Consider the following 14,412-nt stretch of genomic DNA (forward strand, 5'->3'; position numbering starts at 1 on the left):
GTACGCCTGTTTTCAATAAAATTAAATAAAAATCGTGCTAGATAAAATCATAAAATTCAGTATCAAGAACAAGGTTGTTATTGGTATTATGACGCTGTTATTGGTCATTTGGGGAACATGGAGTGCTACCAGATTACCCATAGATGCCGTACCGGATATTACTAACAATCAGGTCCAGATCATTACGGCTTGTCCTACCTTGGCAGGCCAGGAGGTAGAGCAGTTGGTCACTTTTCCCATTGAGCAGAGTATTGCCAATGTTCCGGATATTCAGGAAACAAGAAGTATTTCAAGATTCGGGCTTTCTGTTATTACAGTAGTTTTCAAAGAGAATGTTGATGTTTACTTTGCCAGACAGCTTATCAATGAACAGTTAAAAAATGCTGTTGAAGAAATTCCCAAAGGTGTTGGAACTCCTGAATTGGCTCCGGTAAGTACAGGACTTGGAGAAGTATATCAATATATTCTTCACCCTAAAAAAGGAAGTGAGAAAAAGTATAATGCCAAGGAACTAAGAACAATGCAGGACTGGATTGTTCGAAGACAGCTCAACGGAACTCCGGGAGTAGCTGAGATCAACAGTTTTGGAGGTGAGTTAAAACAATACGAAGTGGCCATTGATCCTAACCGGTTAAAGGCAATGGGAACCAGTATTACAGAAATCTTTACAGCCCTTGAAAAAAATAATCAAAATACAGGAGGCGCTTATATTGATAAAAAGCCTAACGCTTATTTCATCCGTGGAATCGGACTGGTAACTTCACTCGAAGATATTAAAAATATTGCCGTTAAAAATGAGACAGGAAGTGTTCCGATCTTCATCAAAGATGTTGCTGATGTTCGTTTAGGAAGTGCTGTTCGTTATGGAGCACTAACTTATGACGGAAAAGTAGACGCGGTAGGTGGAGTAGTGATGATGCTTAAAGGAGCAAACAGTAATGAAGTTGTCAACAATATTAAAGCAAAAATTCCCACCATTCAGAAATCTTTACCGGATGATGTGGTGATAGAGCCTTTCCTGGATAGGACAGATTTAGTAGGAAGAGCCATTAGTACCGTTGAAAAGAACCTGATAGAAGGTGCTTTGATTGTTATTTTCGTTCTTGTAGTCTTCCTTGGGAACCTTAGAGCCGGACTTATTGTAGCCTCTGCCATTCCGCTTTCTCTGCTGTTTGCTCTGGGAATGATGAATGTCTTTGGAGTAAGCGCCAACCTGATGAGCCTCGGGGCAATAGACTTCGGATTAATTGTGGATGGTGCTGTGATTATTGTAGAAGCAACGCTGCATCATCTAGGCGTAAGGAAATCAATGCGGACATTAACACAATCTGAAATGGATGAAGAAGTATTTCTTTCTGCATCAAAGATCAGAAGCAGTGCCGCGTTTGGTGAAATCATTATCCTGATTGTCTATATTCCGATTCTTACGTTGGCAGGAGTAGAAGGGAAAATGTTTACACCAATGGCGAAAACAGTAGGTTTTGCTATTCTCGGAGCTTTGATTTTATCTTTGACCTACATTCCGATGATGAGTGCGCTGTTTTTGTCGAAAAAAGTATCACACAAAGAAACATTCTCAGATAAAATGATGAATCGGCTGCAGAAGATTTACCAGCCATTATTACAGAAGGCCATAAAAGTAAAATATATTGTTGTTTCAGCAACGGTAGCTGTCTTTCTGATGGCAGCTTTCGTCTTTAAAAATATGGGTGGCGAATTTATTCCTCAGTTGCAGGAAGGAGATTTTGCATTCCACTGTATACTGCCACAGGGAAGTTCTCTCAGCCAGAGTATAGAAACTTCCATGCAGGCCTCCAGGATCATCAAGCAGTTTGATGAGGTTAAAATGGTAGTTGGAAAGACCGGATCAGCTGAAGTTCCTACAGACCCGATGCCGCCGGAAGCTACAGATATGATTGTGGTGTTAAAGCCGCAAAGCGAATGGAAAACCAAAAAATCTTATAATGAGCTGGCTGATGAGATCAGTGAAAAGCTGGAAGCCATTCCGGGAGTATTTTTCGAGAAGAACCAGCCCATCCAGATGCGTTTCAATGAATTGATGACCGGGATCAGGCAGGATGTTGCTGTGAAGATCTTTGGTGAAAACCTGGATTCATTGGCTGTGTATGCTGATAAAGTGGGTAAGATCATTCAAACCGTTGATGGTGCTACTGCTCCTCAGATTGAAAGGGTTAGTGGACTTCCACAAATCAACGTACAGTATGACAGAACAAGAATTGCCAATTACGGATTAAATATAGAAGATGTTAACAATGCGGTGAGTACCGCCTTTGCAGGAAAAGCTGCAGGGCAGGTTTTTGAAAATGAAAGACGGTTTGACCTGGTTGTTCGTTTAGACAGTCTTCACAGAACCGATATTTCAGATGTGAATAATCTGATGATAACTTCAGCTACAGGAGCTCAGATCCCATTGTCACAGGTTGCGAATGTAAGTTATAAACTGGGCCCGGCACAGATCAGCCGTGAACAGGGTAAACGTAGAATTGTAATAGGTTTTAACGTTAAAGGACGGGATGTGGAAAGTGTGGTAAAAGACATTCAGACCAAACTGGATAAAGTGAAATTACCGTCCGGATATTACTTCACTTACGGCGGACAGTTTGAAAACCTCCAGGAGGCCAGTAAACGTCTGATGATTGCAGTTCCAGTATCATTACTGCTCATTTTTATGCTGCTGTATTTTACTTTTAAATCATTTAAACAGGCGGCTTTAATCTTTACGGCCATTCCAATGAGTGCTATTGGAGGTGTTTTCGCCCTTCTGGTAAGAGATATGCCGTTCAGTATCAGTGCCGGAATCGGCTTTATTGCACTGTTTGGGGTCGCAGTACTTAACGGGATTGTACTGATAGGAACTTTTAATCAGCTTGAAAAAGAAGGGGAAACCGATATTTTAAAACGTGTTTTCGAAGGAACCAAAACCAGATTAAGGCCTGTTCTGATGACGGCAACAGTAGCTTCATTAGGATTTTTACCAATGGCCATTTCTACAGGAGCTGGGGCAGAAGTACAGAAGCCTTTGGCAACCGTAGTTATCGGAGGTTTGGTAACCGCTACATTCCTTACACTATTTGTGCTGCCAATGCTGTATATCATTTTTAATACAAAAATTTTGAAAAGAAAGAATAACAATATGCAGTCATTTACCATCGTTCTGATCTTTGGATTAATGATGTTTAGCCAAACCTTTAAAGCTCAGTCCAAACCAATATCTGTGGAAGAAGCAGTACAAATGGCGATGGATAATAATTTAACCCTACAGTCAAAGGATTTGAGCATTAAATCAGCGGAAGCTTTGAGACCAACAGCTAAAGAACTACCTAAATTAAGTTTTGATGCTCAGTTAGGACAATACAACAGTCCGAAGTTTGACCAGTCATTTGCTATTTCTCAGAGTATTCCTTTTCCAACCTTATTTAAAGCAAGAAAAGAACTCATTAATGAAACGATCAAGAGTAAGCAGATTGATAAAGAAATTACAATCAATGAACTGGTAAAAGATGTCCGGACTTATTATTATCAGATTGAATATCTTCAGTATAATAAGGAAAAACTGACCAGCCTTGCCGGTTTTTATGATGAATTTATCAGGATTGCAACCGTAAGGTTTAAAGCAGGAGATATCAAAAAAATTGAGATCAATACTGCGGAAACTCAGAAAGGAGAAATTGATCTGTTGCTGAGACAGAATGAAGTGTACTTAAATAATGCCTATAAAAATTTAAAAACACTTTTAAATACCTCAGAAAATCTGGAAGTGCTGTTCAACACCAATTATCAACCTTTGAAAGTAGAGAATGTTTTGGATAGCAGTGTTGTAGCCAATAACCCTACCGTTAAGGCCTTTTATCATGAAATGGAAATTGCAGAAAAGAATAAAAAGGTTGAAAAAGCTACAGGATTACCGGATTTTAGCCTAGGATATACCAATCAGTCTCTGATAGGTTTTCATACGATCAATGGTCAGGAAAATTTTTATGATTCCGGGAAACGTTTTCAGTCAGCAACCGTTGGAGTGTCCATTCCACTGACATTTGGAGCTACTAAAGCAAGAATGCAGGCGTTGGAATATGATAAGCAAGTAGCAGAAACCAATGCAAGAATGCAGAAAAAGCAGCTTACAACACAGCTGGAAAACGCTTTTAGTCAATATCAGCAGGATATACAGCAGTATGATTATTATTCCAATCAGGCACTGCCCAATGCGGAGAAAATTGTAAAAGCAGCTCAGTTAGGATATAAAACAGGTGAAATTTCCTATGTGGAATATCTTTTTGCCCTACAAACGGCAACCAATATTCAGTTGAAATACCTGGAATCCATCCAGCAGGTGAATCAGGCTGTAGTAACTATAAACTCAATCATTAATAAATAATATGAAGTCGATTGTAAAAGACCTTAGTATAGATAAAAATTCAAATATGAAATTCAGATATAATATCATAGCCCTTGTATTCGTCTCCCTGTTTGCCGTAAGCTGTGGAAAAAAAGAAGCTGCAACAGAAGAAAAAGCTCCGGAAAAGACAGAACAGAAAGAACATACACATGAAGAAGGACCACAAACTATTGCCTCTTTAACCGAAGAGCAAATGAAATCTGTAGGAGTAACTCTGGGAACTGTAGAAATGAAAGAGCTTACATCTACCATCAAAGCCAATGGGCTATTGAGTGTGCCAAACAGCAATAAAGCAACCATCACGTCTTTGTACGGAGGGATTATCAAAACAATCAACATCCAGGTTGGGAGCATTGTGAAAAAAGGGCAGGTAATTGCTACCATTGCCAATCCTGAGTATATCCAGCTGCAGGAAGATTATTTGACGACCAACAGTAGGATTACTTATGCAGAACAGGAGTTCAGAAGACAGAGAGAGCTTTTTGATAACGATGCCGGAGCTAAGAAGAACCTTCAAAGCGCTGATGCAGAGCTGAAAACATTAAGAACCAAAAGAGCTTCTCTTTTAAAACAGCTTCAGATGATGGGCATCAATCCCGGAAATGTAAACAACGGAAATATGAGGTCAGGTTTGGTGATCACCGCTCCCATCAGTGGAACCATCAGCAGTATTACCGCTCAGATAGGAAGCTATGTAGATATTTCGTCTCCTGTAGCTACGGTGATTGATAACGGCTCTATCCATTTAGATCTTCAGGTATTTGAAAAAGATCTTCCGAAAATGAGAGTAGGACAGATTGTTCACTTCAAGTTAACCAATAATCCGGAAACAGAATACGATGCGAAGATTTACAGCATAGGATCTTCCTTTGAAAATGAGAGTAAAACCATTTCAATGCATTGCGAAGTAATTGGAAATAAAGCGGGATTAATTGACGGAATGAATATTACGGGGATTGTAAGTCTTGATAAAAGCGTTACTCCTGCTGTCCCTAATGAAGCCATTGTGGAAGCAGACGGAAAGTTCTATGTTTTCATTCAGACGGATAAAAAAGCAGAGGAAGAGCCTGATGAAAAAGGAAAACTTCACCCTAAGACTTTAAATTTTGAAAAAGTAGAAGTGGTGAAAGGGACCTCGGATATGGGGTATACGGCTATTACCCCTGTGGGGAATATTCCGGATAATGCTAAAATTGTAGTAAAATCTGCCTTTTTTGTGAATGCCAAATTAGTGAACTCAGGAGAACACGAACATTAATGAAGGAGGTAAGAATCAGCGAAATATCGATTTTTATGCGTAAATTAGAGCTGTTTACGGGCTTATTATAGTGAAGCGTAAAAACCGGCTGAGGGAAAAGTAAAGAGTATCTTACAACATTTAATACATGACTTATTATGCTATTAAACAAAAAAATATCAGTCTGGTATTTCATCCGTGAAATAAAATCTCAGATTCTGTTCATCGGGATATTTGCAGTAGCCATTGGCCTTTTGGATATGCTGCCATGGTTCCGGAAAATTTCGTTACCCCTGAATATTCCTGCACTTTTGGGAACAGCAGTATCATTGCTGCTGGCTTTCAGAACTTCTCAGTCTTATGAAAGATGGTGGGAAGCCAGAACCGTTTGGGGAGCGATTGTGAATGATTCCAGAAGCTTTGTAAGACTGGTCATTCAGTTTTTTCCTGCAGAAGATCATAAAACCATCAGGGAATTTGCAGAGAGACAGATCATCTGGACCTATGCTTTAGGCGAGTCATTGAGGAAGCTTCCTTTTTCAGATAAAGTTCAGAACTATTTGAATGAAAATCAGATCAGTGCTGTTAATGTTCCCAATGCCCTTCTGGATGCTCATTCCAGACAGCTGAAAGAGATAGGGACTTCAAAACTGACGGATTTTCAGCAGATGCAGTTAAATGATATGGTAACCAGACTTTGCGACAGCATGGGAAAATGCGAAAGATTGAAGAATACAGTATTTCCGAGATCTTACAGCATTCTGGTTCATACGTTAATCTATGTATTTGCGATCATACTTCCATTTGGATTGGATGATTCCCAGTTGATCATAGAGATTCTCATTACTTTTCTGATTCCGATTGTATTCATTACCATTGAAAAGACTTCAATTATGATGCAGGACCCTTTTGAAAACAAACCGGTAGATACTCCGGTAACCTCTTTGGCACAAACCATAGAAATCAATATCAGACAAATGATTGGGGAACAAAATGTTCCTCCTAAAAAAGAAAACACAACTTATTATGAAATGTAATTAAGCCATTCGCTATGGAAAACACCAGAACACCAATACAAACTCCCTCAGCAGCAAGCAGGCATAAAAAAAATCTGCTGATTGTACTATGCCTGAGCGGAACTTATCTTATTGCTGAGGTCATAGGCGGAATTGTAACAAACAGCCTTGCATTGTTAGCTGATGCCGCACATATGTTAACTGATGTGGTAGGCTTATTGCTGGCATTTATAGCTATAAAGATAGGAGAGAAAAAAGCGGATCCTTCAAGAACCTATGGATATTACCGTACTGAAATACTGGCAGCTGTTATTAATGCCGTTGTCCTTTTAGGAATTTCAATATATGTATTGTTTGAAGCCTATCAGCGGTTTCAGAATCCGCCGGAAGTACAGAGTAAATCTATGCTGATTGTAGCCGGAATAGGGTTATTAGTCAATATTGCAGGAATGATGATCCTCAGAAAAGATTCAGAAGGAAGCCTGAACATGAAAGGTGCTTATTTTGAGGTCCTTTCTGATATGCTGACTTCTGTTGGCGTAATGATTGCCGGAGTTATCATGCTTACAACCGGCTGGTATTATGCAGACCCATTGATTTCTGCAGCCATCGGATTATTAATATTCCCAAGAACATGGAGATTGCTGAAAGAAGCCATCAATGTTTTGCTGGAAGGAACCCCGGCTGATGTTGATATTCATGAACTCCGTAAATCTCTGGAACAGATCCGGGGAGTAAAGAATGTTCATGATCTTCACGTCTGGTCTCTGACTTCCAGTGTGAATGCAATGAGCGCTCATATTGTTAAAGATAATGCTGTTTCTCAGAATCAATTATTAAAGACATTGAAAGATACAACGGTTGAGAATTTTAAAATAAGCCATACCACTTTTCAGATTGAAGAAGAAGGATATGAAGAAAATGAAGTACATCTGTAATATTTAAAGAAGTAACAATGAAAAAAGATATAGAAAACAAACTCATCGATAAAAATACCAAACCTACAAGCATGAGGATCCTGGTGTATGATTTTTTAAGCTCACAGGATGCCGCATTATCTTTGTCCGAGATTGAAAATCACTTTGAAAATGCAGACCGGATTACCATTTACAGAACTTTAAAAACCTTTGAAGAAAAAGGAATCGTTCACAGTATACAGGAGAATACCACTACAAAATACAAATTATGTGATGATGACTGTGATGAGAAAACCCATAAAGACTGGCATCTCCATTTCTATTGTAAAATATGCAAACAGACTACCTGTAAAGAAGATATTTCTTTCCCTGAAAACATACAAACCAATTTCCGGATTGATGAAATAAGACTCTTTGCCAAAGGAATCTGTGAAAACTGTCTTGAAAGTTTGCAATAGCATTGCATCAGCCTCACTACTAAATTTGTATAAAAATATCAGTTATGGAAAAATGCTGTAGTACAACCCCCGAAAAAGAAGTAAAAGGACACCAACATAATCATTCAGCAGGAGATGGGAATAACCATGATCACGATCATGACGGCCACGACCACTCTCATGATACCGGAGATCAGAGCATCTTTCAGATGTTTCTCCCGGCGATTATATCTTTTGTTATTTTATTAATAGGAATTACTTTTGATAATTATATAAAACCAGCATGGTTTACAGGATGGGTGCGTTTAGTTTGGTTCCTGACAGCTTATATTCCTGTAGGTTTCCCGGTTCTGAAAGACGCTTATAAAAGTATCATCAAAGGCGATGTATTTTCAGAATTCTTTCTGATGGGTATTGCTACCATTGGAGCTTTTGCTATCGGAGAATATCCTGAAGGTGTTGCGGTAATGCTTTTTTATGCTGTAGGCGAAGTTTTCCAATCTATGGCGGTAACCAGAGCTAAAGGAAATATCAAAGCTTTATTAGATCAGCGGCCTGATGAGGTAACGGTTATGGAAAATAACCAGCCTAAAACCATCAAGGCAAAAGAAACTAAAATAGGAGATATAATCCAGCTGAAGCCAGGTGAAAAACTAGCCCTTGATGGAGAGCTGCTTTCAGATTCTGCATCATTCAATACAGCCGCTTTAACCGGTGAAAGTAAACCCGATACCAAAAATAAAGGCGAAGCAGTATGGGCAGGAATGATTAATATGAACAGTATTGCTCTTGTGAAAGTAACCACAGCGTATGAAGACAGTAAATTAAGTAAAATATTAGAATTGGTTCAGAATGCTACGGCTCAGAAAGCACCTACTGAATTATTCATTAGAAAATTTGCAAAAGTATACACTCCAATTGTTGTATTTCTGGCCATAGGAATTACTTTCTTACCTTACTTCTTTGTGAGTGATTATATATTCAGAGATTGGTTGTACAGAGCCTTGATCTTCCTTGTGATTTCATGTCCTTGTGCCCTGGTAATTTCCATTCCATTAGGATATTTTGGAGGAATTGGAGCTGCCAGCCGAAACGGAATTTTATTCAAAGGAAGTAATTTCCTGGATAGTATTGCAGAGATTCATAATGTTGTGATGGATAAAACCGGAACAATGACCGAAGGAGTCTTTAAAGTTCAGGAAGTAAGCATTAATCCTGAATTTAATAAGGATGAAATCATGCAGTTGGTTAACCTGTTAGAGAGTAAAAGCACACACCCTGTGGCCACAGCCATTCATAACTATGCAGGAGATATCAATTATTCCGTTCCTATGGAAAATGTAGAAGAAATTGCAGGCCATGGGCTGAAAGCAACAGTTAATGGAAAAGAGCTTCTGGTAGGGAACTTTAAGCTGATGGATAAATTCAATATAATCTACGATATCAACCACGCCAATATTGTATACACACTCATTGCAGTAGCGTACGATAAAAAGTTCGCAGGTTATATTACCATTGCAGACAGTATCAAAACAGACGCCAAAGAAACGGTAGATAATCTCCATAAAATGGGTGTAAAAGCCACCATGTTGAGTGGAGATAAAGGAACTGTAGTAAAATATGTAGCCGATCAGTTGGGCATTGATAATGCATTCGGAGATCTGCTGCCGGAAGATAAAGTGAATAAAGTAAAAGAAATTAAATCCAGAAATCAGACCGTGGCTTTCGTTGGAGATGGGGTGAATGACGCCCCTGTAGTGGCGTTAAGTGATGTAGGAATAGCGATGGGAGGTTTAGGAAGTGATGCTACCATTGAAACCGCAGATGTTGTGATCCAGGATGATAAGCCAAGCAAAATCCCGATGGCTATTAATATCGGGAAACAAACTAAAAAGATCGTTTGGCAGAATATTATCCTTGCTTTCGCTGTAAAAGCTGTAGTTCTTGTATTGGGTGCAGGAGGCTTGGCAACAATGTGGGAAGCTGTATTTGCAGATGTAGGAGTTGCTTTGTTAGCAATTTTAAATGCAGTGAGAATTCAGAGAATGAAATTTTAATCCCTGAAAAACATACAACTATATTATATTAATGAAGGCTCTGCTGGTTACAGCGGAGTCTTTTTTGTTGGGATACTCAATAAATAAAAAGCTCTGTCGGAGAAAACAACAGAGCCTGACAAGATTAAACTTTTATAAAGAACTAAATTTTTGTTGTTTTGACAAGGCCGTGAAATTAAAATTCACTTTTCATCAATTCAAGTCTTGAAATCAAAGTTCGCTATAATCTTATGATGATAACAGATACAGTTTTTGCTATTTTATAGGTAACAGATTGTTATCCACAATTATCTGTGGAAATATGTACAATCTTTGGTTGAATGTAAACCAAATGATATTAAAGCTCCCGGATCTAAAGCGTACCCTTTTAAAAATTCTTCGTGCCTTTGGGTATTTCCAGCTAAACTTAAGCGCCTAAGCCAAACCATTAATGACATTCATCATAAATAGGACAGAAAACAATTCTGAAGTAGTATATTTGTAACACAGAACTGAAAAGTTGAGGTTGCTTATTTCCATATTGATCATTTTTACAGTTGCAGTACGTCCTGTTCTGCCATTGATAAACTATGCAGTAAATTATGATTATATTGTGAAAAACCTTTGTGAAAAAAGAGAAATTCCTCAGTCTACCTGTAAAGGAAAATGCTATGTGGCGAAAGAACTGGCAAAAACAGAAAAGCAATCCAACAGTTCACAGACAGTAAAGATTGCGGGACTCGATGTTTTTCTTTCTCACGAGATCTTTTCTTTTTCTGATAAAAAAGATACTGAATTACGGGATAAAACTCCGGATTCATCTTATTTCGATTCCCATTCATCAGACTATTTTTCTAGGATATTCCATCCACCTTTAGTTTAATATTTATAATGAACTAAAATTTTAGTTTTTAGCTAAAATTCATTTAAGCAATGCATCGCAGATTAGCCTGAAAACTCTGTTAATTGGAATTTTATATAATTTCAACTCATCGTTTGGTTATAATGATGTACTGTTTAGCCCCATAATTGTATTCAATAGTATTAATTTCAATTTATTATTAGATGAAATCTCCAGTTATTTTGACGGCTTTGCTGTCAATTGCCTTGTTTTCCTGTGCAAAAGAACCTCAGGTAAAACATAAAAGTCATATGGATTCTTCAGGAGAAACTATAAAAAATGTTCAGGTAGTGAACGAAGAAGATCCCATCTGCCATATGAAAACGGCAGGTTCCTTAAAAGATACGGCAGTATACAAAGCCAGGGTATATGGCTTCTGCAGTTCATATTGTAAAGATGAATTCAAAAAAAATCCTGAAAGTTATGCCCAAAAATAATCAGCAGAATAACAAGAGTAAGATCATTATTCCTATTGCGGTTTTTGCTTTACTGTTCTTAGGGATAGGAATTGGGATGAGTTATTTTAAAAAGAGCCTTTATACAGTGATGAAGGTTCCTGATTTTGAACTTACAGACCAGAATGGTAAAAAAATCACTAATAAAGATATGTTGGGAAAAGTGTACCTGGTAGAATTTTTCTTCAGTAAATGTCCCACCATTTGTCCGGTAATGAATACCAATATGAAGGCAATTCAAAATCAGATCAACAACCCTGATTTTGGTATTATTTCCATCAGTATTGATCCTGAAAATGATACTCCGGAAGCATTGAAGGAACATGCTCAAAGGATTGGCGCCAAATCTCCCAATTGGCATTTCCTGACAGGTGACAGGTCCTATATCGGCAAACTTGCGGATCAGTTCAATATTTATGTAGGAGATAAGGAAGATGACGCAGAAAGCCTTAATCATAGCGGGATGATTGCCCTTGTAGATGAAAAAGGGAACATTCGTTGCAGGTACAATAAAGAAAATATGCCCATTCTTTATTATTCAGGATTGAATTATGAAGATCCGGAAGGAAAAATACCAAGATTGAACGGGAAATACCATCCGGACAGAGAACTCCTGATCGAGGATATTAGGAAGTTATTAAACTAGGAAGGAAGAGGAAAAGAGGAATACTGAAAAGTAATTCTATAGTTGTCGTTAAAAACCTAATTACTTCCAGCCCCAGGCTTCCATCCTTTAACAGAATATTGTTTAACCATATAACAAAACATTATGAAGATTATGAAAATAGCTGCTCTAGGAGCAGTATTCGCGGCTCAGTTTACACTGGCTCAGTTTAAGCAGACCCCCTTACCCTATGCTTATAATGCATTGGAAGGTTCAATAGATGCCCAGACAATGGAGATCCATTATTCAAAACATGGGGCAGCCTATGCAGCCAACCTGAATAAAGCAATTGCCGGAACTCCACAGGAAAAAGAAACGTTGATTAAAATTCTTTCCGAGACCTCAAAATTAAGTCCTGCCGTAAGAAATAATGCAGGTGGGCATTACAACCACGAGTTGTTCTGGACAATCCTTACTCCGGAGAAAAATACCCAGCCTTCTGCAAAACTGGCAAAGGCTATTACTGAAACTTTCGGAAGTATGGAGGCTTTCAAAGAAAAGATGAGTAAAGCTGGTGCAGACCGTTTCGGATCAGGTTGGGCGTGGCTTTCTGTGGATAAAAACGGAAAACTCTTTGTTTCCTCTACTCCTAATCAGGATAACCCATTGATGGACATTGCAGAAGAAAAAGGAACTCCTATCCTGGGAATTGATGTTTGGGAGCATGCCTATTATCTGAAATACCAGAATAAAAGAGCAGACTATCTTTCTGCAATCTGGAATGTGCTGAACTGGAAAGAAGTGAGCAAAAGATATGATGATGCTTTAAGCAAAAAATAATTCATGAAAATAATTTACAGCATACTCTTTATTGGCTATATGGTGTTCAGACCTCTGATACCACTGGCTGAGTATGCTGTAAATTACAATTATATCGTTAATACACTCTGTGTCAACAAAAGTAAACCGGAACTTCACTGTAACGGAAAGTGCTATCTGAGTAAAGAGTTGGCAAAAACCAATGCTGATACAGAATCTTCTCCTTTCAATAAAATAAAAAATTCAGGTCAGAAAATTCTTGATATGTATATCCTGCCTGAAATTACAGAGGTCTTTCATAACGGGAAAATTATCGTTTTCCATACTAACTCCATTGATGAAACAGCTTATTCTTTTCTGTTTCTGAAACACATTTTCAAACCACCGGTTTTTTAAGCTATTTACCCATAGAAGTTAGCCACAAAGTCATAAAAGTTATTTAAAAGTGTTTAAATAAGCTTAAAAACCTTGTGTAGAAAGGTTGTAAAACTTTGAAAACAAATATTTTGTGTACTTATCAACACTCTGTGGATAACTTTAAAATATCTTAAATGGTATAGGGGGCTTTTGTGCTTTTTGTGGTAGAAAAATGAATGTTTAGGCATTCAAAGTATTTCTATTGTATTCACCCAACTAAAAAATCAACAATGAAAATGTATCAGATTTTCATAATGAGTGTCTTGTTAATGGCTGTTTCCTGCACCCTGGACAAAACTGATTATGAAAGCGAAATCAACACAGCCGTTCCGGAAAATTACGAATTTAAAGAAGCCACTGCTGTAAACAAAGATGGCTATACAATAAGCATCGAAACGTTAAACGGAACATTTTATCAGGGGTATAATGAAATCAGATTGAAGATTACCAATACCCAGACAAACGAACATATCAATGCTTCCGGGGTTACCTTTTTGCCGGTCATGACGAAGGCTGATGGAAGTAAAACTTCATGTCCCTATCAGTACACTCCGGATTATAAACCGGATGGGAAATATTATTCAGGGTATTCTGTATTTACGGATAAAAGCAATACTACAACGAACTGGAAACTTTATTTGAGTTTCATGTTGAATCAAAAGACATATACATTCAGCAAAGATATTACCGTAAATGAGCAGAGTAATAAAAACCTGAATATGACTTCATTTACAGGAAATGATGGAGAACAATATTACATTGCCCTTATTTCCCCTCAAAAGCCGAAAGTAGCAGAAAATAAACTGGTCGCGGGAATTTATAAATACAACAAACCTGCTGTTTCTACAGGAAATTTTCCTGATCCTTCACAGTTTTCCTATTCAGAAGTGAAAGGCTATACGCTGCAATTAGATCCAAGAATGCCGGAACCATCCATGGGAAATCATTCATCACCCAATAATAAAGATTTAATACAGGAAAATGATGGATTATATCATGGTATTGTCAACTATACCATGACAGGAAACTGGACCTTAAACTTTATTATGCTCAATGAGAATGGAAAGATCATCAAAGGAACTAAAGTTTCTACTGATTTTACACCAGGAGTTCCGGGGGCTAAAAGTGAATTGTTTATTGACACCTTATTCTAGTT

The 14,412-nt window shown here is 37.9% G+C and carries 12 protein-coding genes; all 12 read left to right on the forward strand.

Features of this window, described 5'->3' with window-relative positions; genetic code table 11:
• The first annotated feature begins 34 nt into the window (after window positions 1-34).
• The 12 genes from EG339_RS07385 (at window position 35) to EG339_RS07440 (ending at window position 14,410) form a co-directional block, all read left to right on the forward strand.
• A complete protein-coding gene (locus EG339_RS07385) occupies window positions 35-4,396 on the forward strand; it encodes a CusA/CzcA family heavy metal efflux RND transporter (protein WP_123869649.1) in 4,362 nt (1,453 codons plus the stop codon).
• Between the two features lie 46 nt (window positions 4,397-4,442).
• Window positions 4,443-5,675 (forward strand): efflux RND transporter periplasmic adaptor subunit, encoded by a 1,233-nt coding sequence (locus tag EG339_RS07390; protein WP_123872632.1) that lies wholly within the window; start codon window positions 4,443-4,445, stop codon window positions 5,673-5,675.
• A 137-nt stretch (window positions 5,676-5,812) separates the two neighbouring features.
• Window positions 5,813-6,691, forward strand: a complete 879-nt coding sequence (locus EG339_RS07395; protein ID WP_123869650.1) for a bestrophin family protein — start codon at window positions 5,813-5,815, stop codon at window positions 6,689-6,691.
• Window positions 6,692-6,705: 14 nt separating this feature from the next.
• Complete coding sequence (locus tag EG339_RS07400) at window positions 6,706-7,608, forward strand: cation diffusion facilitator family transporter (protein ID WP_123869651.1); 903 nt, start codon at window positions 6,706-6,708, stop codon at window positions 7,606-7,608.
• A 17-nt stretch (window positions 7,609-7,625) separates the two neighbouring features.
• Entirely contained in the window at window positions 7,626-8,045 is a 420-nt protein-coding gene (locus EG339_RS07405; protein ID WP_123869652.1) for a Fur family transcriptional regulator, read from the forward strand.
• A gap of 44 nt (window positions 8,046-8,089) precedes the next feature.
• The gene (locus EG339_RS07410; RefSeq protein WP_123869653.1) at window positions 8,090-10,081 is read left to right on the forward strand and encodes a heavy metal translocating P-type ATPase; all 1,992 of its coding nucleotides are present in this window, start codon (window positions 8,090-8,092) and stop codon (window positions 10,079-10,081) included.
• A gap of 505 nt (window positions 10,082-10,586) precedes the next feature.
• Window positions 10,587-10,943 (forward strand): hypothetical protein, encoded by a 357-nt coding sequence (locus EG339_RS07415; RefSeq protein WP_228459722.1) that lies wholly within the window; start codon window positions 10,587-10,589, stop codon window positions 10,941-10,943.
• Window positions 10,944-11,125: 182 nt separating this feature from the next.
• Entirely contained in the window at window positions 11,126-11,398 is a 273-nt protein-coding gene (locus tag EG339_RS07420) for a YHS domain-containing protein (protein WP_123869655.1), read from the forward strand.
• Complete coding sequence (locus tag EG339_RS07425; RefSeq protein WP_123869656.1) at window positions 11,385-12,062, forward strand: SCO family protein; 678 nt, start codon at window positions 11,385-11,387, stop codon at window positions 12,060-12,062. The genes EG339_RS07420 and EG339_RS07425 overlap by 14 nt, the downstream gene beginning before the upstream one ends.
• Window positions 12,063-12,185: 123 nt before the next feature.
• Complete coding sequence (locus EG339_RS07430) at window positions 12,186-12,860, forward strand: superoxide dismutase (protein WP_123869657.1); 675 nt, start codon at window positions 12,186-12,188, stop codon at window positions 12,858-12,860.
• A 3-nt stretch (window positions 12,861-12,863) separates the two neighbouring features.
• Window positions 12,864-13,235 carry a hypothetical protein gene (locus EG339_RS07435; protein ID WP_123869658.1) on the forward strand — a complete coding sequence of 124 codons (372 nt, stop codon included), beginning with the start codon at window positions 12,864-12,866 and terminating at the stop codon, window positions 13,233-13,235.
• 251 nt (window positions 13,236-13,486) lie between these two features.
• A complete protein-coding gene (locus EG339_RS07440) occupies window positions 13,487-14,410 on the forward strand; it encodes a hypothetical protein (protein ID WP_123869659.1) in 924 nt (307 codons plus the stop codon).
• The last annotated feature ends 2 nt before the right edge of the window (window positions 14,411-14,412 follow it).

This window comes from Chryseobacterium bernardetii (genome assembly GCF_003815975.1).
Classification (GTDB): domain Bacteria; phylum Bacteroidota; class Bacteroidia; order Flavobacteriales; family Weeksellaceae; genus Chryseobacterium; species Chryseobacterium bernardetii.